The organism is Streptomyces actuosus, assembly GCF_016921115.1.
GTDB classification, from domain to species: domain Bacteria; phylum Actinomycetota; class Actinomycetes; order Streptomycetales; family Streptomycetaceae; genus Streptomyces; species Streptomyces actuosus_A.
This window is the reverse complement of sequence record NZ_JAFFZS010000060.1, coordinates 1-25149: the sequence shown is the minus strand read 5'-3', so window position 1 is coordinate 25149 and position 25149 is coordinate 1. Positions and strand designations below refer to the sequence as shown.

2 protein-coding genes are annotated in these 25149 nt (G+C 74.0%); both read left to right on the top strand.

Features of this window, described 5'->3' with window-relative positions; genetic code table 11:
- Positions 1 to 488: 488 nt before the first annotated feature.
- Positions 489 to 12470, top strand: coding sequence for an SDR family NAD(P)-dependent oxidoreductase (locus tag JS756_RS37410; RefSeq protein ID WP_307791417.1), 11982 nt, complete (start codon positions 489 to 491; stop codon positions 12468 to 12470).
- A gap of 78 nt (positions 12471 to 12548) precedes the next feature.
- Positions 12549 to 25149: type I polyketide synthase (locus JS756_RS34570; RefSeq protein WP_205387241.1), on the top strand; the 12601-nt coding region annotated here is incomplete at its 3' end.

The following is a 25149-nucleotide window of genomic DNA, read 5'->3' as shown; positions in this document are numbered from 1 at the left end:
CGGATACTTCTTCTGCGAGGACACGACACCCCTGCCCGGCCGAACGGAAACGACAAGGGGAGCCTGCCCGACCCTCAACTCCACCAACCAGAACAATACTTAGCCGCAACAATCTACTAGTGCCGCACCAGGCAACGTTCGCCCCGTCGCGACGCCCGGCACGCACTCTCGCTGCACCGGACGAAAGCCCGAGTACATCCCGTACGAGGGCTTCCGGCCGGCACACCGGGAGCACGCACCGGACGCCGCTCCTCGACGGGCGAACGTTGCCTGCCGCGGCACTAGGGGATTTTTCAGAGTCGGAGGTCAAGCGGCCGTCGACGCCGCGCGCGCCCCCAGACTTGACCGGGTTCGACGTGTCCGAAAAGCCATGCGGACCGCGTGGGTGCCCGAGCCTGAGGAGATCCGGTGCTGTCTACCGACCCGAGCGCGGGCCTGCCGTCGGTCGGATCCGCGGTGGTGCGCGACCCGAGCCTGGGGGCCGAGCTGTGAGCGAAGACCGCCTGCGTGACTACCTGAAGCGCGTCACCGCGGACCTGCACCGCACCACCAACCGGGTGCGCGAACTGGAGGCGAAGGACCACGAACCGATCGCCATCGTGTCCATGGCGTGCCGCTACCCCGGTGGCGTCCGTACCCCCGAGGACCTGTGGCGGCTCGTCGCCGACGGCCGCGACGCCATCACCCCCTTCCCCGAGGACCGCGGCTGGGACGTCGACTCCCTCTACCACCCGGACCCCGAACACCTCGGCACGTGCTACACCCGCCAGGGCGGTTTCCTGCACGACGCCGCCGACTTCGACCCGGACTTCTTCGGCATGTCGCCGCGTGAGGCCCTGGGCACCGACCCACAGCAGCGACTCCTGCTGGAGATCTCCTGGGAAGCCCTGGAGCGCTCGGGACTCGCCCCGGGAAGCCTCCGCGGCAGCGCCACCGGAGTCTTCGTCGGCGTGATGTACAACGACTACGGCTCCCGCTTCGAGGTGCCGCCCCCCGGTCTGGAGGGCTTCATCGGCAACGGCAGCGCCGGCAGCATCGCGTCCGGCCGCGTCGCCTACACCCTGGGCCTGGAGGGCCCCGCGGTCACCGTGGACACCGCCTGCTCCTCCTCCCTCGTCGCCCTGCACCTGGCCTGCCGCGCCCTGCGGGCGGGGGAGTGCTCGCTGGCCCTCGCGGGCGGCGTCGCCGTGATGTCCACCCCGGTCACCTTCACCGAGTTCAGCCGACAGCGCGGACTCGCGCCCGACGGCCGCTGCAAGTCCTTCGCCGACGGCGCGGACGGCACCGGCTGGGGCGAGGGCGCCGGTCTGCTGCTGCTGGAGCGGCTGTCCGACGCCCGCCGCAACGGTCACCGGGTGCTCGCCGTGATCCGGGGCAGCGCCGTCAACCAGGACGGGGCCAGCAGCGGTCTCACCGCCCCCAACGGGCCGTCCCAGCAGCGCGTCATCCGTGCGGCTCTGGCGTCGGCCGGGCTTTCTCCGGCCGATGTGGATGTGGTGGAGGCGCATGGGACGGGTACGACGTTGGGTGATCCGATCGAGGCGCAGGCGTTGATCGCCGCCTACGGCCGGGACCGTGAGCGTGAGCGGCCGTTGTGGTTGGGGTCGGTGAAGTCGAACATCGGGCACACGCAGGCGGCGGCCGGTGTGGCGGGTGTGATCAAGATGGTGCTGGCGATGCGGCACGGGCTGCTGCCGCGCACCCTGCACGTCGACGAGCCCTCCACGCACGTCGACTGGACCGCCGGCGCCGTGGAACTCCTCAGCGAACCCCGCGACTGGCCGGCCACGGAGGACCGCCCCCGGCGCGCGGGTGTCTCCGCGTTCGGTGTCTCCGGCACGAATGCGCATGTGGTGTTGGAGGGGGTGGTGGAGCCGGTGGGGGAGTCCGCCGGGGTCGGGGCTGGTGGTGGGGTGGTGGTGTGGCCGTTGTCGGCGCGGGGTGAGGGGGCGTTGCGGGCGCAGGCGGGCCGGTTGCTGGAGTGGCTGGATGGTGGTTCGGGGTCGGTGGCCGATGTGGGGTGGTCGCTGGCGGTGACGCGGTCGGTGTTCGAGGACCGTGCGGTGGTGGTGGGTGCGGATCCGGGTGCGTTGCGTGCGGGTCTGGTGGCGTTGGCGGCGGGGGAGCCGCAAGCGGGGGTGGTGCGCGGTTCGGTGGTGCGGGGCCGGACGGCGTTCCTCTTCGCGGGCCAGGGAGCGCAGCGGCTCGGCATGGGCCGGGAACTGTACGGCGCGTATGTCGTGTTCGCGGACGCCTTCGACGCCGCGTGCGCTCACTTCGATTCCGAACTGCCGTGTCCTTTGCGGGAGGTGGTGTTCGGTGAGGACGCGGACCGGTTGAATCGTACCGAGTACGCGCAGCCGGCTCTGTTCGCTCTCGAGGTAGCGTTGTTCCGGTTGCTGGAGTCGTGGGGTGTGCGGCCGGATGTGCTGGCCGGGCATTCGATCGGTGAGATAGCTGCGGCGCATGTGGCGGGTGTGTGGTCGCTTGCGGATGCGTGCCGGTTGGTGGCGGCGCGGGGTCGGTTGATGCAGGCGCTGCCGTCCGGTGGGGCGATGGTGGCGGTGGGGGCGTCGGAGGAGGAGGTGCTGCCGCTGCTGGGTGACGGCGTGGGTATCGCCGCCGTGAACGGGCCTGAGGCGGTGGTGGTCTCGGGCGACGCCGAGGGTGTCGAGGAGATCGTCGGGCATTTCCGCGGCGAGGGCCGCAAGGTCACGGCGCTGCGGGTGAGCCACGCCTTCCACTCGCCGCTGATGGAGCCGATGCTGGCCGACTTCCGGGCGGTCGCCGAGAGCCTGTCGTACGAGCGGCCGCGACTGCCGATCGTGTCCACGGTGACCGGTGCGACCGCCACCGCCGAGGAGTTGACGTCCCCGGAGTACTGGGTGGACCACGTCCGCCGGACCGTGCGCTACGCCGACGCCGTGCGCACGCTGGCCGGCCGCCGGGTGAACCGGTTCCTGGAACTCGGCCCCGACGGCACCCTCACCGCCCTCACCCGGTCGGTGTTCGACGACGGCACGCCCCTGGTGGTGCCCACTCTGCGCAAGGAGGGATCGGAGCAGGCCGGCCTGCTGACCGCGGTGGGCGCGCTGCACGCGCACGGGCACAGCCCCGACTGGTCCGCCCTCTTCCCCGGCGCCGGGAACATCGCCCTGCCCACCTACCCCTTCCAGCGGAAGCGGTACTGGCTCGACCCGCTGCCGGGCAGTCGGCGTCGTGCCGGGGGGCATCCACTGCTCGGCTCCGTGGTGACGCTGGCGGACTCGTCCGCTGTGGTGTCCACGACCGTGCTCTCCACCCGCAGCCACCCCTGGCTGGCCGACCACGCCGTGGCGGGCACCACCGTGCTGCCGACGGCCGCGTTCGTCGACTTCGCCCTGCACCTCGGCGCTCGCGTCGGCTGCGACCACCTCGCCAGGCTCGACCAGGAGCGGCCCCTCGTCCTGAACGACCGCACCCCCGTCGAGGTGCAGGTCGTGCTGGACACCCCCGGCGACGACGGCGCGCGGCCGTTCACGTGCCACTCCCGCCCGGTCGCCGGGACCGCCGCCGCGGCGGACGGCGACGAGGACGCGGACCGGCCGTGGACCCGCAACGCGCACGGCGTGCTGGCGCCCGCCGCTCCCCCGTCCCGAGCGACTCCGGAGCCGGTCGACGACGCCGGTGTCTGGCCCCCCGCGGGTGCCGAGGAACTGGATGCCGCCGAGGTGGACGCCCTGTACGAGGCGTCCCGGGACAGCGGACTCGACCACGGGTCCGCCTTCCGCTCGCTCACCGCCGTATGGCGGGCCGGGGACGAGGTGTACGCCGAGGCCGCCGTACCGGAGGAACTGCGGGCGGACGCCCTGCGGGCCGCTCTGCACCCCGTACTGCTGGACGCAGCCCTGCACACCGCGCCCGCGCTCGGCCGGCCCGGGTCGGCCGCCGTGTCGTGGCGGGAGTGCGCCCTGCACGCGCCCTCCGCGGAGGCGCTGCGGATCCGGATACGCCCCCTGGCCGACGGCGGGCTGCGGCTCGATCTGACCGACGACCTCGGCGCCCCCGTCGCCACCGTGGGCGAGGTCGCCGTGGCGCCGGCCGCCGAGCTGCCGCTTCCGGCCACCGACGCCTCCCCGACGGACGACCTGTTCGTCGTCGAGTGGACGGAACTGCCCGCTGTGGCAGGGGCGCAGCCGGCAACGGAGGCTGCCGTCCTGGGCGACGGGCCCGCCCCGGAGGGCGCCGTCCGCTACGCGGATCTGGACGCGCTGCTCACCGCCCTCGACGAGACCGGCGCGGCCGTACCCGAGCTGGTGCTCCTGCCGGTGAGCGGCGACGGCGCGGACCTTCCGGCAGGCGTGCACGACGTGGCCGCGCGGACGCTGGACGTGGTGCGGCGCTGGCAGGCCGACGAGCGTACGGCCGGTGCCCGGCTGGCCGTCGTCACCCGCCGCGCGGCCTCCGTCCGGACCGGTGAGCCCGTCGCCGACCTCGCGGCCGCCGCCGTACGCGGTCTGCTGCGCTCCGCCCAGACGGAGAACCCCGACCGGTTCCTGCTCGTCGACGTCGACGGCGCGCCCACGGACCACGCAGGCGCGGCCGAGGGCATCGGCAACAGCACTGCGCCGTCCGCCACCGGCACCGACGCCCTGGCCGCCGCCGTCCACGCCCTGTACGCCGGCGAGACCGAGATCGCGCTGCGCGCCGGCCGTGCGTACGGTGCCCGCCTGACCCGTCACCGCACCGGCGGCACCGCCGCGGCCGCGCCCGTGCTCGACCCGCGGCGCACCGTGCTCGTCACCGGCGCCGGCGGTACCGTCGCCGCGGCCGTCGCCCTTCATCTGGTGACCGCGCACGGGGTGCGCCACCTGCTGCTCGCCGGCCGCCGGGGCCCGGACGCGCCCGGCACCGCCGACCTGCGCGCCGCCCTCGAAGAGGCCGGTGCCCGGGTGACGATCGCGGCGTGCGACGTCGCCGACCCCACCGCGCTGGCCGAACTGCTGGCCGCCGTGCCCGAGACGCATCCGCTCGGCGCCGTCTTCCACGCCGCAGGCGTCCTCGACGACGGGCTGATCGGCGCGCTGACCAGCACGCGGCTGTCGTCCGTGCTGCGGCCGAAGGTGGACGCCGCGGTGCATCTGGAGCGACTGACGCGGGACCTGGACCTGTCGGCGTTCGTCCTGTTCTCCTCCGCCGCCGCCACCTTCGGCGGTCCCGGCCAGGGCAACTACGCGGCCGCCAACGCCTTCCTGGAGGCGCTGGCCACCACACTGCGCGCGCAGGGCCGACCGGCACACGCCCTCGGCTGGGGACTGTGGGCCGAGGACAGTGGCATGACCGCCGGTCTGGGCGACGCCGACCGCGGCCGCATGGCCCGCTCGGGCGTTGCTGCCCTGCCCACCGGCGACGCCCTCGCCCTGCTCGACCGCGCCCTGGCGCAGGACCGGGCCGTGCTGCTGCCGGTCCGGATGGACCTGGCGGCCGCCCGCGCCGCCACCACGCCCGTCCCGGCGCTGCTGCGTGATCCGGCCACTCCCGCGCGCCCTGCCGCGACGGCCGATCGGGCGGGCGTCCGACTGGCCCGGACGCTCGCCGCGCTCCCGGAGACCGAGCGCCCGGCCGCCGTTCTGCGCTTGGTGCAGACGGAGGTCGCCACCGCCCTCGGCCACGCACCCGGCACCCCCGCCGCCGACCCCGAACGCGCCTTCCGCGATCTCGGCTTCGACTCGCTCACCGCGGTCGACCTGCGCAACGCCCTCGAACGGCGCACCGGCCTGCGGCTCCCCCCGACCGTCGCCTTCGACCACCCCACCCCGGCCGCGCTCGCCGCCCGCCTGCTGCACGCCCTGCCGGCCGGCGACCCGCGCACCCCGGACGCCGCCGGAACCCCGCCGCGCACCGCCGCCGACGAGCCCATCGCCATCGTCGGCATGGCCTGCCGGCTGCCCGGTGGCGCCGACACCCCCGAGCGGCTGTGGGAACTGCTCGCCGACGGCGGCGACGGCCTGACCGGCTTTCCCACCGACCGGGGCTGGGACGTGGGCTCCCTCTACCACCCCGACCCCGACCACGACGGCACCAGCTACACCCGCACCGGCGGGTTCCTGGACGGGGCCGAGCGGTTCGACCCGGAGTTCTTCGGCATCTCACCCCGCGAGGCGCTGGCCATGGACCCGCAGCAGAGGCTGCTGCTGGAGGTGTGCTGGGAGGCGGTGGAGCACGCCCGCGTCGACCCCCGCACGCTGCGCGGCTCCCGCACCGGTGTCTTCGCCGGCACCAACGGCCAGGACTACCCCGCGCTGCTGCGCACCCGCGCGGAGGACGTCGACGGCTATCTCGGCACCGGCAACGCCGCCAGTGTGGTCTCCGGCCGGATCTCCTACACCCTCGGGCTGGAGGGGCCGGCGGTGACCGTCGACACCGCATGCTCGTCCTCCCTGGTCGCCCTGCACTGGGCGGTGCGGGCGCTGCGCGCGGGGGAGTGCGACCTCGCGCTGGCCGGCGGCGTCACGGTGATGTCGACCCCGGCCGCCTTCCTGGAGTTCAGCCGGCAGCGCGGCCTCGCCCCCGACGGCCGCTGCAAGGCGTACTCCGACGACGCCGACGGCACCGGCTGGGGGGAGGGCGCCGGTATGCTGCTCGTGGAGCGGCTGTCCGACGCCCACCGCAACGGGCACCGGGTACTCGCCGTCGTCCGCGGCAGCGCCGTCAACTCCGACGGAGCGTCCAACGGCCTGACCGCCCCCAACGGCCCCTCCCAGGAACGGGTCATCCGTGCCGCGCTGGCCCACGCCGGACTCACCCCCGCCGACGTCGACGCAGTCGAGGGACACGGCACCGGGACCGTCCTCGGCGACCCCATCGAGGCCCAGGCCCTCCTCGCCACCTACGGCCAGGACCGGGAGCGGCCGCTGTGGCTCGGCTCGGTCAAGTCCAACCTCGGGCACACCCAGGCCGCCGCCGGTGTCGCCGGCGTCATCAAGACCGTCCTGGCGCTGCACCACGCCGAACTGCCCCGCACCCTGCACGCGGACCGGCCCTCCACACACGTCGACTGGGACTCCGGCCGGGTACGCCTGCTGACCCGGGCCCAGCCGTGGCCGCACGACGAGAACCGGCCCCGACGCGCCGGCGTGTCCTCCTTCGGGTTCAGTGGCACCAACGCCCATGTGATCATCGAGGAGGCCCCGCCCACCCAGGGCCACGACGACGAGGGCGACGGCGACGGAACGATGCCGGCCCGGCCGGTCGGCGAGGCCCGCCCGGTCGCCCACGGCCTGCACGCCTGGCCGCTGTCCGCGCGCACCCCGCAGGCGCTCCGCGCCCAGGCCGCACGGCTCGCCGACCACGTCACCCGGCACCCGGGACTGTCCGCCGCCGACATCGGCCACTCCCTGGCCTCCAGCCGTACCCCCTTCGAACACCGGGCGGTCCTGCTCGGCCGCGGCCACGACGACCTGCTCGCCGAGGTCACCCTGCTCGCCACGTCCGAGCAGCATGCAGCGGAGAACGCAGCCGCCCTGCGCGGAGCCCGCACCGCGTTCCTGTTCGCCGGACAGGGCGCGCAGCACCCGGGCATGGGCGCCGGGCTGCACGCGGCCTTCCCCGTCTTCGCCGACGCCTTCGACGAGGTGTGCGCCCACTTCGGCACCGGCGTCCTGGAGATCCCCCTGCGCGAGGCCGTCCTCGGCGACGCCGGACACCTGCTGGACCGCACCGGCTACGCCCAGCCCGCCCTGTTCGCGTTCGAAGTGGCCCTGTACCGGCTCGTGCGCTCCCTCGGCGTGACCCCGGACCACCTGCTGGGCCACTCCATCGGCGCGCTGGCCGCCGTGCACGCCGCCGGTGTGCTCTCCCTGACCGACGCCTGCACCCTGGTCGCCGCCCGGGCCCGGCTGATGGACGCCCTGCCCGAGGGCGGCGCCATGGTCGCCCTGCAGGCCACCGAGGACGAGGTGCTCGCGCTGCTGGAGGGCCGCGACCACGAGGCCGGCATCGCCGCAGTCAACGGCCCCCGCTCGGTGGTGATCTCCGGCGAGGAGACCACCGTCCTCGACGTGGCCGCCCGCATCGAGAGCCTGGGCCGCCGCAGCAAGCGGCTGCGCGTCAGCCACGCCTTCCACTCACCGCTGATGGAACCCGTGCTCGACGACTTCCGCGAGGTCGCGGCGGGCCTGGACCACCACGAGCCCCGCATCCCGGTGATCTCCGACGTCACCGGCCACCCGGCCACCGCAGCGGAACTCGGTTCCCCCGACCACTGGGCGCGCCACGCCCGCCGGGCGGTCCGCTTCCACGACGGCGTGCGCGCCCTGGAGGAACTCGGCGTCGGCCGCTACCTGGAGATCGGCCCCGACGGCACACTCGCCGCGCTCGCCGCCGATGCCGTCACCGCCCCCGACCGGTGCACCACCGTCGCGCTGCTGCGCCCCGGCCGGGACGAGACCGGCAGTCTGCTCTCCGGACTGGCCCAGGCCCATGTGTACGGCGCGGACGTCGACTGGACCGCCGCCGCTGCCGCATCCGGCCGCGTCGTCGACCTGCCCACCTACCCCTTCCAGCGGCAGCGGTACTGGCCCGACGCGCGCGGGCGGGGCACGGGCGACCTCGCCGCGGTCGGTCTCGCCGACGCCGGACACCCCCTGCTCGGCGCGCGGGTCGACCTCGCCGACTCCGACGAGTACGTCTTCACCAGCCGGCTCTCGCTGGTGGACCAGCCGTGGCTCGCCGACCACGCTGTCGGCGGCACTGCCGTCCTGCCCGGCACCGCCCACCTCGATCTCGCCCTGCTCGCCGGAGCCCGCGCCGGCTGCGACCGTGTCGTCGAACTCACCCTGCTGGAGCCCCTGTCGACGGCCCCCGGACAGGCCCTGGCCCTGCAGGTGCGGGTCGGTGCGCCCGACGCGGACGGCAACCGGCGGATCGGCGTGCACTCCCGTCCCGCCGACGCCGGCTCCGACCGGCCCTGGACCCGCCACGCCGACGGCGTCCTGGGCGCCGACGCCGTCCCCGAGCCCGAAGCGCGGTCCGCCACCTGGCCGCCCGCGGGCGCCGAGGAACTCGACGTCGAGGACACCTACGGCCGCCTCGCCGCGGCCGGGTTCGGCTACGGGCCCGTCTTCCAGGGGCTGCGCGCGGCCTGGCGGGCCGCCGGGGAGGTGTACGCCGAGATCGCGCTCCCGGAACAGGCGTACGCCGACGCCCCCCGCTACGGCGTGCACCCCGCCCTCCTCGACTCCGCCCTGCACGCCACCGCGTTCCTGCCGCTGGACGACTCGGCCCCCGGCCGGCTGCCGTTCTCCTGGCGGGACGTGACACTGCACGCCACCGGCGCCACGGCCGTCCGCGTCCGGCTCACCCCGCGCGACGGCGACTCCGTCGCCCTGGACGTCGCCGACACCACCGGGCGGGCCGTCGCCTCCATCGGCTCCCTCACCCTGCGCGCGTTCGACCCCGACCTCCTGCGCGCCCGCCCCGACCGGGGCACCGGCGACCTCTACCGCCTCGACTGGCAGCAGCCGCAGCCTGCCGTCCACCGCGCGAAGGCACCACAGCCCCCGGCCCGACTGGCCGTGCTCGGGGACGATGCCGGACGCGCGTTCGCGGCGGAACTCGCCGCCGAGGGCGTCGCCGCCACCCTCACCGACACGGCAGACCTCGCCGCCCTCGCCGCCCGCGCGGACGTCCCCGGCACACTCCTCACCGCCCTGCCTCGCGAAGACGTCCCCCTGGACCGCGCCGGGCACGCGGCGGCCCGGCGGGCACTCGTCCTCGTCCGCCACCTGCTCGACGAGCCCCGCCTGCGGGGCACCCGGCTCGTCCTGGTCACCCGCGGGACGGTCGTACCGGACGGGCCGACCGAATCCGGTGTCCCGCAATCCGCCGCCGCCACCGCCTGGGGCCTGGTGCGGTCCGCCCAGTCCGAACACCCCGGCCGGTTCGTCCTGCTGGACACCGACGCCGCCTCACTCGCCGAGCTGCCCGCGGCCCTGGCCGGCCCGTACGACCAACTCGCCCTCCGCGAGGGCACCGTGCTCGTGCCGAGGCTCGCGCGCACCGACGAAGCCACCGGTCTGCGCCCGCCGCACGGCACGACCGCGACCGCCTGGCGACTGGACACCGTCCACAAGGGCACCCTCGACGGGCTGCGGCTCGTTCCCGCACCCGAGGCCGAACGCCCCCTGGCCGACGGCGAGGTACGCATCGCCGTACGCGCCGCCGGCGTCAACTTCCGCGACGTGCTCAACGCCCTCGGCATGTACCCCGGACCGGCCCGCGACTTCGGCCTGGAAGGCGCCGGCGTGATCACCGAGACCGGCCCCGGCGTGACCGGGTTCCGCGCCGGCGACCGTGTGCTGGGCATGTTCCCCGCGGCCTACGGGCCCGTCGCCGTGGCCGACGCCCGCACCGTCGCCCATGTCCCCGAAGGCTGGAGCTTCGCCCAGGCGGCGACCGTACCGATCGTGTTCCTCACCGCGTACTACGCCCTGGTCGACCTCGCCGGGGTCGAGGCGGGCTCGTCCGTCCTCGTCCACGCCGCGGCCGGCGGCGTCGGCATGGCCGCCACCCAGCTCGCCCGCCACCTCGGCGCCGAGGTGTACGCCACCGCAAGCCCCGGCAAATGGGACACCCTGCGTACCGCCGGGCTGGACGACGCGCACATCGCCTCCTCACGCGACCTGGCCTTCGAGGACGCCTTCCGCGACGCGACCGGCGGCCGGGGCGTCGACCTCGTCCTGGACTCCCTCGCGGGCGAGTTCGTCGACGCCTCGCTGCGGCTGCTGCCGCGCGGCGGCCACTTCCTGGAGATGGGCAAGACCGACGTCCGCGACCCCGCCGACGTCGCCGCCCGCCACTTTGGAGTCCACTACCGAGCCTTCGACCTCGTCGACGCCGGCCCCGACCGCATCGGCGAGATGCTCACCACCCTCGTCGACCTGTTCGAAGCCGGTGTGCTCGCCCCGCTGCCCGCCACCCCGTGGGACGTACGCAACGCCCCCGAGGCCTTCCGCCACATGTCGCAGGCCCGCCACATCGGCAAGGTCGTCCTCACCGTGCCGGCGCCGCTCGACCCGAACGGCACCGTCCTGATCACCGGGGGCACGAGCGGGCTCGGAGCGCTGCTCGCCCGCCACCTGGTGACCGAGCACGGCGTACGCCACCTCCTGCTCGCCTCCCGCAGCGGTCCCGACGCCGCCGGCGCCGCCCGACTCGGCGCAGAACTGGGCGCGTCGGGAGCCGACGTCCGTATCGAGGCGGCGGACGTCGCCGACCGGGACCGGGTCGCGGCCCTGCTCGCCGCCGTGCCCGCGGCGCACCCGCTGACCGCCGTGGTACATGCTGCCGGCGTCCTGGACGACACGGTCGTCGACGGGCTCACCCCCGAGCGGCTGGAGGCCGTCCTGCGCCCCAAACTGGACGGTGCGGCCCATCTCCACGACCTCACCCGACACCTCGACCTGTCCGCGTTCGTGCTGTTCTCCTCCGTCGCCGGCACCCTCGGTGCCCCCGGCCAGGGCAACTACGCGGCCGCCAACGCCTTCCTCGACGCGCTCGCCGAGCACCGGCGCGCCCTGGGGCTGCCCGCCCTGTCGCTGCCCTGGGGACCCTGGTCCCAGACCGCCGGCATGACCGGCGGCCTCACCGACGCGGACATCCGCCGCATGGAACGCGCCGGACTGCCACCGCTCAGCCCGAAGGAGGGACTCGCCCTCTTCACCGAGGCACTGGACCGGCCGGCCGCCGTCCAGACACCGCTGGCCGTGGACACGGCACAGCTCGGCGCCGCCGACCCGGTGCACCCGGTGCTGGCCGGACTGGCCCGCGTCCGGCGGACCGTTCGCGACCTGACGGCGTCCACCGGGACGGCGGACATCGCCGGCCTCGTCGCGGAACTCGCCCGGCTCGATGCGGGCGAACGGCACCGCAGGCTCGTCGAGGAGGTCTGCCGCCAGGTCGCCGCCGTCCTCGGACACGCCTCCGCGGCCCGCATCGATCCCGACCAGTCCTTCAAGGAACTCGGCTTCGACTCGCTCACCGCGGTCGAACTGCGCAATCGGATGAACGCCGCCACCGGCGTGCTGCTGCCCGCCACACTCGTCTTCGACCACCCGACGCCCGCCGTGCTCGCCGATCACCTGTGCCGGGAGCATTTCACGGGCGGTGACCACAGCGACCCCGCGCCGAGGGCGACGGACACCGCCACCACCGGCGAGCCCGACGAGGCGACCATCCGCAGACTGCTCACGTCCATCCCGATCACCACCTTCCGCGAGTCGGGCCTGCTGGACGCCCTGATAGCCCTCGCCCCCGCACCGCCCGCCGCCGTGCCGGGCTCCCGCACCAAGGACCACGCCGACTCCGCCACCGGTCCCACCGCGGGCGGCCCCGCCGCGCCCGACACGACCGCGGCCGACGAGACCGCGGCCGACGTCGACGGCATGGACGTCGACGACCTGATCCGGATGGCGCTGGGCGCCGACGACTGAGCGACGCCGCCCGCCCCCTGCCCGACCTTCCGCCCCTGGCCCCGTGTCCGCATCCAAGTGCGAAGTGTGGAGCTGAGCATGTCCTCCGAAAAAGTCGTCGAAGCCCTCCGTGCCTCGCTGCGCGACAACGAACGGCTGCGCAAGCACAACCAGCAGCTGGAGCAGGCGATGACCGAGCCGGTCGCCGTCGTCGCCATGGGGTGCCGCTGGCCGGGCGGAGCCGACAGCCCGGAGGACTTCTGGCGGCTCGTCGCCGAAAGCACGGACGCCATGACGGGCTTCCCCGACGACCGCGGCTGGGACCTCGACGACCTGTTCCAGCAGGACGCCGACCGCGGCACCACTGCCACCCGGGGCGGCTTCGTCCGGGACGCCGACCGGTTCGACGCGGCCTTCTTCGGCATCTCACCCCGCGAGGCCCTGGCCATGGACCCCCAGCAGCGGCTCCTGCTCGAGGTCGCCTGGGAGACCGTGGAACACGCCGGCATCGCACCCGCCGCCCTGCGCGGCAGCAGCACCGGCGTCTTCGTCGGCGCCAGCAACCAGGAGTACGGCTCCGGACTCCGCGAGATCCCCGACGAGGTCGAGGGACACATCCTCACCGGCAGCGCCGGCAGCGTCGTCTCCGGCCGCGTCGCCTACACCCTGGGCCTGGAGGGCCCCGCGGTCACCGTGGACACCGCCTGCTCCTCCTCCCTCGTCGCCCTGCACCTGGCCTGCCGCGCCCTGCGGGCGGGGGAGTGCTCGCTGGCCCTCGCGGGCGGCGTCGCCGTGATGTCCACCCCGGGCGCCTTCGTCGAGTTCGGTCGCCAGGGCGGCATGGCCGCCGACGGCCGCTGCAAGCCGTTCGCCGAGGGCGCGGACGGCACCGGCTGGGGCGAGGGCGCCGGTCTGCTGCTGCTGGAGCGGCTGTCCGACGCCCGCCGCAACGGTCACCGGGTGCTCGCCGTGATCCGGGGCAGCGCCGTCAACCAGGACGGCGCGTCCAACGGACTGACGGCCCCCAACGGGCCGTCCCAGCAGCGCGTCATCCGTGCGGCTCTGGCGTCGGCCGGGCTTTCTCCGGCCGATGTGGATGTGGTGGAGGCGCATGGGACGGGTACGACGTTGGGTGATCCGATCGAGGCGCAGGCGTTGCTGGCCACTTACGGTCAGGATCGTGAGCGGCCGTTGTGGTTGGGGTCGGTGAAGTCGAACATCGGGCACACGCAGGCGGCGGCCGGTGTGGCGGGTGTGATGAAGATGGTGCTGGCGATGCGGCACGGGCTGCTGCCGCGCACCCTGCACGTCGACGAGCCCTCCACGCACGTCGACTGGACCGCCGGCGCCGTGGAACTCCTCACCGAGACACAGGATTGGCCGCACGACGCCGACCGGCCGCGCCGGGCCGGCGTGTCGTCCTTCGGGATCTCCGGCACGAATGCGCATGTGGTGTTGGAGGGGGTGGTGGAGCCGGTGGGGGAGTCCGCCGGGGTCGGGGCTGGTGGTGGTGGGGTGGTGGTGTGGCCGTTGTCGGCGCGGGGTGAGGGGGCGTTGCGGGCGCAGGCGGGCCGGTTGCTGGAGTGGCTGGATGGTGGTTCGGGGTCGGTGGCCGATGTGGGGTGGTCGCTGGCGGTGACGCGGTCGGTGTTCGAGGACCGTGCGGTGGTGGTGGGTGCGGATCCGGGTGCGTTGCGTGCGGGTCTGGTGGCGTTGGCGGCGGGGGAGCCGCATGCGGGGGTGGTGCGCGGTTCGGTGGTGCGGGGCCGGACGGCGTTCCTCTTCGCGGGCCAGGGAGCGCAGCGGCTCGGCATGGGCCGGGAACTGTACGAGCGACATGCGGTCTTCACTGCGGCGTTCGATGCGGTGGACGGCGAGCTTCCGTTCAGTCTTCGGGAGGTGGTGTTCGGTGAGGACGCGGGGTTGAATCGTACCGAGTACGCGCAGCCTGCTCTGTTCGCTCTCGAGGTGGCGTTGTTCCGGTTGCTGGAGTCGTGGGGGGTGCGGCCGGACGTTCTGGCCGGGCATTCGATCGGTGAGATCGCGGCGGCGCATGTGGCGGGGGTGTGGTCGCTTGCGGATGCGTGCCGGTTGGTGGCGGCGCGGGGTCGGTTGATGCAGGGGTTGCCGTCCGGTGGGGCGATGGTGGCGGTGGGGGCGTCGGAGGAGGAGGTGCTGCCGCTGCTGGGTGACGGCGTGGGTATCGCCGCCGTGAACGGGCCTGAGGCGGTGGTGGTCTCGGGCGCCGGTGCCGCGGTGGAAGAGGTGGCCGGGTATTTCCGCGACCGGGGCCGCAGGGTGGCCGCCCTGCGGGTGAGTCATGCGTTCCATTCGCCGCTGATGGAGCCGATGCTGGCCGAGTTCCGGGCGGTCGCCGAGAGCCTGTCGTACGAGCGTCCGGTGCTGCCGGTCGTGTCCACGGTGACCGGTGCGACCGCCACCGCCGAGGAGTTGACGTCCCCGGAGTACTGGGTGGACCACGTCCGCCGGACCGTGCGCTATGCCGACGCCGTGCGCACGCTGGCCGGCGAGCACGCCACCGCACGGTTCCTGGAACTCGGCCCCGACGGCACCCTCACCGCCCTCACCCGGAGCGCGCTGCCCTCCCCCGAGGACCAGGCCGAGGCAGCCGTCGAGCAGCACGTCGTGGTGCCCTCCCTGCGCAGGGAGGGATCGGAGCAGGCCGGCCTGGTGACCGCGGTGGGTGCGCTGCACGCGCACGGGCACAGCCCCGACTGGTCCGCCCTCTTCCCGGGCGCCGGGAACATCGCCCTGCCCACCTACCCCTTCCAGCGGCAACGGTACTGGCTGGCGGACGTCGCCCCCGTCACGGAGGACGACCGGGGCGAAACCGTCGACTCGGCGTTCTGGGCGGCTGTCCGCAAGGCCGACGTCCGGGACCTGGCCGAGCGGCTGGCGCTGGACCCCGATGTCCTGGCACCCGTGCTGCCGGCTCTCACGGCCTGGCACCACAGCAGTGTCCAGCGGTCCACCGCCGCATCCTGGCAGTACCGCGAGACGTGGACGCCCCTGGACATGCCGGCCGACGCGCCCTCCGGGATCTGGCTGATGCCGTTCTGGGCGAGCGACCCCGACGCCGCCACGACGGCCGCCGCCGTGGCGGAGGCGTTCACCTCGGCCGGCGCGGAGGCGAGCCTCGTACCGGTGTCCGCGGAAGCGGACCACAGGCAGGTCACCGCAGCCCTCGACGAAGCCCTCGCCCACCACGACGGCGTGGCACGCGTGCTCTCGCTGCTGGCCCTGACCGAGACTCCGCACCCGGACCACGACGACGTTCCCCTCGGCCTGCACCTGAACACCCTGCTGGTCCGGTCGCTGGCGGAGACCGGGGTCGGGGCAGGGTTGTGGGCGGCCACCCGGTCCGCGGTGTCCGTCGGCGCGGCCGACCCCCTCACCCGCCCGGCCCAGGCCACCACCTGGGGCCTGGGCCGGACCGTGGCCGTCGAACACCCCGACCTGTGGGCCGGCCTCGTCGACCTGCCGTCCCGCCTTGAGCAGCGGACGCTGACCCGGCTACTGGGGTGCCTGACCCGGCCGGGCGACGACAGCGAGCTGGCGGTGCGGGACTCCGCCGTCTTCGCCCGCAGGCTCGTCCGGGTCGTCCGCGGCGACGACGACCGTCCCGGACCGCGGTTCGCCGGCACGACCCTGATCACCGGTGGTACCGGCGTCCTCGGCGCTCAGGTGGCCCGCCACCTCGCCCGGCAGGGTGCCGAGCACCTGCTCCTCGTCAGCCGCCGCGGACCCGACGCCCCCGGCGTCGACGCACTGCGCGCAGAATTGGAGGAGCTGGGCGCGGCGGTCACGGTAGCCGCCTGCGACCCCGCCGATCGGGCGGCCCTGGACTCCTTGCTCGCCGCCGTACCCGACGACCGCCCGCTGACCGCGGTCCTGCACATGGCGGGCACCCTCGACGACGCGCCGCTCACCACCATGGACCCCGAGCGCTACGCCACCGTCCTGCGTCCCAAACTGCGCGCCGCCGCCAACCTGGACGAGGCGACCCGCGGGCTGCAGACGCCCCTCGCCGCGTTCGTGCTGTTCTCGTCGATCGCCGGCGCGCTCGGTTCCGCCGGCCAGGCCGGTTACGCGGCCGGCAACGCCCACCTCGACGCCCTGGCCCGGCAACGCCGCGCCGACGGCCTTCCGGGCACCTCCGTCGCCTGGGGCCCGTGGGCCGGCGGCGGCATGGCGGACGAGCCCGCCGTCCTGACCCGTCTGAAGCGCGGTGGGCTGACCCCCATGCAGGCCGAACCGGCACTCACCGCCCTCGACCGGATCCTGGCCCACGACGACACGTGGACTCTGGTCTCCGACATCGACTGGGACCGGATCGCCGAGGGCCGGCGCGGTCTGCCGGGAAGCGCCCTCTTCAGCCGCATCCCCGAGGCCGCACGTGCGTCGGCCGCCTCCGCCGACGCGACCGGCGTACACGGCGGCCGACTCCGGGCCGAACTCGCCCCGCTGAGTGCGACCGAGCGCCGGCACCTGTTGCTGAGTCTGGTCCGACGCAGCGCGGCCACCGCTCTCGGTCATCCGACGCCGGACATCATCAAGCCCACCCGGGCCTTCCAGGACTGCGGCTTCGACTCGCTCACGGCCGTGGAACTGCGCAACCTGCTCGCCACGGCCACCGGTCTCAGCCTGCCCACCACCCTCGTCTTCGACCACCCCACCCCGACCGCCGTCGCGGATCACCTCCTCCACACGCTCGACGACGGCACACTGCCCGCCGCCCACGGGAGCGCAGCGGAGCACCCGGTCGCCCCGGGCGGCAACGGTGGCGCGACCGACGAGCCGATCGCGATCGTGGCGATGGCCTGCCGCTACCCCGGACAGGTCGGCTCCCCCGAAGACCTGTGGGACCTCATCACCCGGGGCGGCGACGCCATCTCGTCCTTCCCGGCCGACCGAGGCTGGGACCTCGACGCCCTGCACGACCCTGACGCGCTCCGGCCGGGTACCAGCTACGTCGGCGAGGGCGGCTTCCTCACCGGGGCCGCTGCCTTCGACGCCGGCTTCTTCGGGATCTCCCCCCGCGAGGCCGTCGCCATGGACCCGCAGCAGCGGCTGCTGCTGGAGACGTCCTGGGAGGCCGTCGAGCGGGCCGGCCTCGACCCGCGCGCCCTGCGCGGCAGCAGCACCGGCCTGTTCGTCGGCTGCGGCTACCAGGGCTACGGCGCCACCCTCACCGACGTCCCGGACGACGTACGCGGCCACCTGCTCACCGGCAGCGCGGCAAGCCTCGCCTCCGGCCGCGTCGCCTACGCACTCGGCCTGGAGGGCCCCGCCGTGACCCTCGACACGGCGTGTTCGTCGTCGTTGGTGGCGTTGCATCTGGCGGTGCAGGCGTTGCGGGCGGGTGAGTGTGATCTGGCGTTGGCCGGTGGGGTGACGGTGATGTCGACGCCGGGTGCGTTCGTGGAGTTCTCGCGGCAGCGGGGGTTGGCGTCGGACGGGCGGTGCAAGGCGTTCTCGGAGGGTGCGGACGGCACGGGCTGGTCCGAGGGTGTGGGCATGCTGCTGGTGGAGCGGTTGTCGGATGCGCGTCGCAACGGGCATCGGGTGTGGGCGGTGGTGCGGGGCAGTGCGGTCAATCAGGACGGTGCGTCGAACGGGTTGACGGCGCCGAACGGTCCGTCGCAGCAGCGGGTGATCCGGGCGGCGTTGGCGTCGGCGGGGCTTTCGCCGGGTGATGTGGATGCGGTGGAGGCGCATGGCACGGGTACGCGGCTGGGTGATCCGATCGAGGCGCAGGCGTTGATCGCCGCCTACGGCCGGGACCGTGACCGTGAGCGGCCGTTGTGGTTGGGGTCGGTGAAGTCGAACATCGGGCACACGCAGGCGGCGGCCGGTGTGGCGGGTGTGATCAAGATGGTGCTGGCGATGCGGCACGGCGTCCTGCCGCGCACCCTGCATGCCGAGGAGCCTTCCACGCACGTCGACTGGACGGCGGGTGATGTGCGTCTGCTGCAGGAGGACCGGGAATGGGCGGTGCGCGAGGACCGGCCGCGCCGCGCCGCCGTGTCCGCGTTCGGGCTCAGCGGCACCAACGCCCACATCGTCATGGAAGAACCGCTGCCCGACGACAGCCCCGCGCTCCCGGACCTGCGGCCCCCGTCGGACGTCGTGCCCTGGACCGTCTCAGGCCGCAGCGACGAGGCGCTGCGGGCCCAGGCCGCCCGGCTCGCCGAACACCTGCGAGCTCACCCGGAGGCGAGCCCGGCCCAGGTCGGGCACGCGCTCGCGACATCCCGGTCCGCCTTCGAACACCGGGCCGTCCTCGTCGGCGGCGACCGCAGCGGCCTGCTCACCGCCCTCGATGCGGTCCACCAGGGCGACCCGTCCGCCGGCGCGGTCGTCGGCACAGCCGGCTCCGAAGGCGGAGTCGCCTTCCTCTTCGCGGGCCAGGGCTCCCAGCGCGTCGGCATGGGCCGCGAACTCCACGCCGCCTTCGACGTCTTCGCGAACGCCTTCGACGCGGCCTGCGCCCATCTGGACAACGATCTGCGCCGCCCCCTCAAGGAGATCGTCCTCGGCGACGACGAGGAGGCGCTGAACCGAACCGAGTTCACCCAGCCCGCTCTGTTCGCCTTCGAAGTGGCGCTGTTCCGGCTGCTGGAGTCCTGGGGCATCCGCCCGGACGTCGTCGCGGGGCACTCCATCGGCCGGCTCGCGGCCGCCCATGTCGCCGGGGTCTGGTCCCTGGAGGACGCCTGCCGCCTGGTCGCCGCACGGGGCCGGTTGATGCAGGCACTCCCCGAGGGCGGCGCCATGGTCGCCGTCGAGGCATCGGAGGACGAGGTACTGCCTCTGCTGGCCGGCCTCGGCACCGAGGCCGGCATCGCCGCCGTCAACGGGCCCCGCTCCGTCGTCGTCTCGGGCACCGAGGACGGCGTCTCCCGCGTCGTCGGGCACCTCGCAGGGCTCGGCCGCCGGACCACGCGGCTGCGGGTCAGCCACGCCTTCCACTCGCCGCTGATGGAGCCGATGCTGCAGGACTTCCTGCGTGTCGCCGAGAGCGTCACCTACCGACGGCCGCACATCCCCGTCGTCTCCGACCTCACCGGCACAGCGGCGGACCCCGGCGACCTGTGTTCCGCCGGCTACTGGACCTCCCACGTCCGGAAGCCCGTGCGTTTCGCCGACGACATCCGCCGCCTGCGCGAACAGGGCGTCACCCGCTTCGTCGAACTCGGCGCGGACGGCACGCTCACCGCCCTCGCCCGCGCCTGCCTGCCCGTCGACCCCGCCGTCGGACCCGCCCCGCTGCTCGTGCCCGCGCTGCGCAAGGACCGCCCGGAGATCCCGAGTCTCTACGACGCCCTCGCCCGGCTCCACGTCCACGGCGTCGACGTCGACTGGACGCCGGCCTTCGGCCCCGTGCCCACCGCGGCCGTCGACCTGCCGACCTACGCCTTCCGGCACGAGCACTACTGGCTCGACGACGGCACCACCCCGGACGGTGCGGAAGCCTCTTCCCCACGGACCGCGACCGACACCGTCGACGACCGTTTCTGGGAAGCCGTCGAGTGCGAGGACGTCGACGCCCTGACCGAGACTCTCGACCTGGACGTCGAACAGATCGGCGCCGTCGTTCCGGCCCTGGCCTCCTGGCGCAGGCGGCAGAGGCAGCAGACCGCCGTCGCCACCTTGCACTACCAGGTGGCCTGGAAGCCCGCGGCGACCGAACCCCCCGTCGCGGGCGCCGAAGGGGCGGACAGCCGCTGGCTGCTGCTCCTGCCCGGCGGCCCCGGTGTCGACGACCCGGCCCTCACCGCAGTCGTCACGGCCCTCGGCGGCCCCGACCGCATCATCACCGTCGAGGTCGCCGGCGACGACCGTACGCACCGCGCCGCACTGACCGACCGGCTGCGCGCGGCAACGGAACGGCACACCGTCCAGGGCGTGCTCGCCCTCACCCACACCGCTGGAACCGACGCCGAAGGCCTGCCGCTCGGGCCCGCCGTCGTCGCCGCGCTGTTGCAGGCGTGTGGGGATGCCGGTGTGGGGGGCCGGGTGTGGGTGCTGACGCGTGGTGCGGTGTCAGTGGGGCGTTCGGACGGTGCGCCGGATCCGGTGCAGGGGGCGGTGTGGGGTCTGGGCCGGGTGGCGGCGCTGGAGTACCCCGATCGGTGGGGCGGGTTGGTCGACCTGCCTGACATCCTCGACCGGCGCGCCACGGCCCGCCTGACGGGTGTGCTTCTCGGCGGAAGCCCGGAGGACCAGGTGGCTGTCCGCTCTTCGGGAGTGTTCGGCCGCCGGTTGGAGCGGGTGCCGGGGAACGGTGGGGAGACCGGGTGGCGGCCTCGGGGCACCGTGCTGATCACGGGTGGTACGGGTGCGTTGGGTGCGCGGGTGGCGCGGTGGGCTGCCACGGAGGGTGCGGGGCATCTGGTGCTGGTCAGCCGCCGCGGCATCGAGGCTCCCGGAGCCGCCGAACTGCGGGACGAGCTCGTGGCCGCGGGGGCACGGGTGACCGTCGCCGCCTGTGACGCGGCGGACCGCGAGGCGCTCGCAGGGCTGCTGGCAGAGCATCCGGTGGACGCGGTGGTGCATACGGCGGGTGTGCTGGACGACGGTGTGATCGACGCGCTGTCCCCGGAGCGTTTCGCGGGCGTGCTGCGGACCAAGGCACTGGCCGCCCAGCACCTGGACGAGCTGACCCGCGACCGCGACCTGGACGCCTTCGTCCTCTTCTCGTCCATCGCCGGCACGCTCGGCACTTCCGGCCAGGGGAACTACGCGGCGGCGAACGCCTTCCTCGACGCGCTGGCCGAGCGGCGCCGCGCGGAAGGGCTGCCCGCGACCTCGATCGCGTGGGGCCCGTGGGCCGACGGCGGCATGGCCGACGAGGAGGTCGTGGCCTGGCGCATGCACCGCGGCGGCGTCCTGCCCCTGCAGCCCGCCCTCGGCATACTGGCACTGCAGCGCACCGTCGGCGGGCCCCGGCCCGCGGTCATGGTCGCCGACATCCACTGGGGCGAGTACGCGCCCCCGTTCACCATGACCCGCCCGAGCCCCTTCATCGAGTCGCTCCCGGAGGCACACGCCGCCGTCGAGGGGGCGGGCGCCGCATCCGAGCGCTTCGGTCGCGGCGACGGCTCCGGCCTGCGCGACCAGCTCACCGGCCTGACCCCGGCCGAACAGGAACGCGTCCTCCTCGAAATGGTCCGCCTGTGCGCCGCCGGCGTCCTGGGCTACTCGGGCGCCGCGGCCGTCCCCGCCGAGCGAGCCTTCCGCGACCTGGGCGCCGACTCCCTCACCGCGGTCGAGCTCCGCGGCACCCTCGCCATGTCGACCGGGGTGCCCCTTGCAGCGACGGTGGTGTTCGACTATCCGACGCCGGTGGCGTTGGCGCGGTATCTGCGGGAGCGGTTGCTGGGTGTGGTGGGTGTGGGGTCGTCGGTGGTGGGTGCGGGTGTGTCGGTGGGGGTGGTGGACGATCCGGTGGTGATCGTGGGGATGGGGTGTCGTTTTCCGGGTGGGGTGAGTGGTCCGGAGGGGTTGTGGCGGTTGGTGTCGGAGGGTGGGGATGCGGTGGGTGGGTTCCCGGTCGATCGTGGGTGGGATCTGTCCGCGTTGTTCGATGCCGGTGTCGAGGGTGTGGGTGCGTTCCTGGAGGGGGTGGATCTGTTCGATGCGGGGTTCTTCGGGATGAGTCCGCGGGAGGCGTTGGCTGCGGATCCGCAGCAGCGGTTGTTGTTGGAGGCGTCGTGGGAGGCGTTGGAGGGGGCGGGTATCGCTCCTGGTGGTCTGCGGGGTAGTCGGACGGGTGTGTTCGCGGGGACGAACGGTCAGGACTATGCGGGGGTGTTGCTGGCGTCGGGTGAGGATGTCGGGGGGCATGTGGGTACGGGGAACGCGGCGTCGGTGTTGTCGGGTCGGGTGTCGTACGTGTTGGGGCTGGAGGGGCCTGCGGTGACGGTGGACACGGCGTGTTCGTCGTCGTTGGTGGCGTTGCATCTGGCGGTGCAGGCGTTGCGGGCTGGTGAGTGTGATCTGGCGTTGGCGGGTGGGGTGACGGTGATGTCGACGCCGGGTGCGTTCGTGGAGTTCTCGCGGCAGCGGGGGTTGGCGTCGGACGGGCGGTGCAAGGCGTTCGCGGAGGGTGCGGACGGTACGGGGTGGGGTGAGGGTGTCGGTGTTCTGGTGGTGGAGCGGTTGTCGGATGCGCGTCGCAACGGGCATCGGGTGTGGGCGGTGGTGCGGGGCAGTGCGGTCAATCAGGACGGTGCGTCGAACGGGTTGACGGCTCCGAACGGTCCGTCGCAGCAGCGGGTGATCCGGGCGGCGTTGGCGTCGGCGGGGCTTTCGCCGGGTGATGTGGATGCGGTGGAGGCGCATGGCACGGGTACGTCGCTGGGTGATCCGATCGAGGCGCAGGCGTTGATCGCCGCCTACGGCCGGGACCGTGAGCGTGAGCGGCCGTTGTGGTTGGGGTCGGTGAAGTCGAACATCGGGCACACGCAGGCGGCGGCCGGTGTGGCGGGTGTGATCAAGATGGTGCTGGCGATGCGGCACGGCGTCCTGCCGCGCACCCTGCATGCGGAGGAGCCGTCCTCGCGGGTGGACTGGTCGGCCGGAGCCCTGGAACTGCTCACCAGGGAGCAGGAATGGTTGCTCGACGGAGACCGGCCGCGCCGGGCCGCGGTGTCCGCCTTCGGCGTGAGCGGCACCAATGCCCATGTCGTTCTTGAGCAGCCTGTCGGTGAGGATCGGTCGGTGGTCGGGGCGGGGCCGGTGCCGTCGCCGGTGTCGGTGTCGGGGGTGGTGCCGTGGGTGGTGTCCGGGCGCAGTCGTGAGGCGCTGCGGGCGCAGGCGGGGCGGCTGGCGGAGTTCGTGTCCGGGCGGGCCGGTGTGTCGCCGGTCGAGGTGGGTGCGTCTTTGGTCCGGACGCGGTCGGTGTTCGAGTACCGGGCGGTGGTCTGGGGCGCCGATCGGGAGGAGCTGCTGGGCGGGCTGCGGTCCGTGGCCGCCGGGGAGCAGACGTCGGCCGGTGTGGTGTGCGGCGATGTCGGTGAGGGAGGCCGGACCGGATTCCTGTTCGCCGGTCAGGGAGCGCAGCGGCTCGGTATGGGGAGGGAGTTGTACGAGACCCATCCCGTTTTCGCGGACGCCTTCGACGCCGCGTGCGCTCACTTCGATTCCGAACTGCCGTGTCCTTTGCGGGAGGTGGTGTTCGGTGAGGACGCGGACCGGTTGAATCGTACCGAGTTCGCGCAGCCGGCGTTGTTCGCTCTTGAGGTGGCGTTGTTCCGGTTGCTGGAGTCGTGGGGTGTGCGGCCGGATGTGCTGGCCGGGCATTCGATCGGTGAGATAGCTGCGGCGCATGTGGCGGGGGTGTGGTCGCTTGCGGATGCGTGCCGGTTGGTGGCGGCGCGGGGTCGGTTGATGCAGGGGTTGCCGTCCGGTGGGGCGATGGTGGCGGTGGGGGCGTCGGAGGAGGAGGTGCTGCCGCTGCTGGGTGACGGTGTGGGTATCGCCGCCGTGAACGGGCCTGAGGCGGTGGTGGTCTCGGGCGACGCCGAGGGTGTCGAGGAGATCGTCGGGCATTTCCGCGGCGAGGGCCGCAAGGTCACGGCGCTGCGGGTGAGTCATGCCTTCCACTCGCCGCTGATGGAGCCGATGCTGGCCGAGTTCCGGGCGGTCGCCGAGAGCCTGTCGTACGAGCGGCCGCGACTGCCGATCGTGTCCACGGTGACCGGTGCGACCGCCACCGCCGAGGAGTTGACGTCCCCGGAGTACTGGGTGGACCACGTCCGCCGGACCGTGCGCTATGCCGACGCCGTGCGCACGCTGGCCGGAGAGCACGCCACCGCACGGTTCCTGGAACTCGGCCCCGACGGCACCCTCACCGCCCTCGGGCAGAACTGTGTGACCGAGAGCGGGCGGCTGTTCGTGCCGCTGCTGCGCACGGACCGCCCGGAGACCGTGTCCCTGCTCGCCGCCGTGGCCTCCGCCTTCACCCGTGGCGCCGAGGTCGACTGGTCGAGCTCCTTCCCGGCCGCAGAATCGTCGGAGCTGCCGACGTACGCCTTCCAGCGTCGGCGGTTCTGGCCGGCTCCGGCGTCGCCGGAGGTGGTGGCCGGAGCGGGTGGTGAGGTCGATGCCCGGTTCTGGGAAGCGGTCGAGAGGGAGGATCTGAAGTCGCTGGCCGGGGAGTTGGACCTGGAGGCGGACACGGTGGGTGCGGTGCTGCCCGCCCTGGCCTCCTGGCGTCGGCAGCGCCGCGAACACGCCGAGCTGGACGGCCTGCGCTACCGCGTCATATGGCAGCCCCTCGTGGACGTCCCCGCCTCGGCCACCCTCCTCGGTCGCTGGCTGGTCGTCGAACCGGCCCGACCCGCCGACGAAGCCTCGGTGGAGTCGATCGTCGACGGTCTCACCGCCCGGGGTGCCGAAGTCGAGCGACTGACCTGTGAGACCGAGGCGGACCGCGCCGAACTCGCAGCCCGTCTGGAGGGCTTCGGGTCGATGGCCGGGGTGGTGTCGCTGCTCGCCCTGTCCGATGACACGACGGTGGACCCCGGCGGCGTTCCCGCGTCCCTGTCTGCCTCCCTGGTGTTGGTGCAGGCGTTGGGTGATGCGGGTGTGGGGGGTCCGTTGTGGGTGGTGACGCGTGGTGCGGTGTCGGTGGGTGGGTCGGACGGTCCGGTGGATGCGGTTCAGGCTGCGG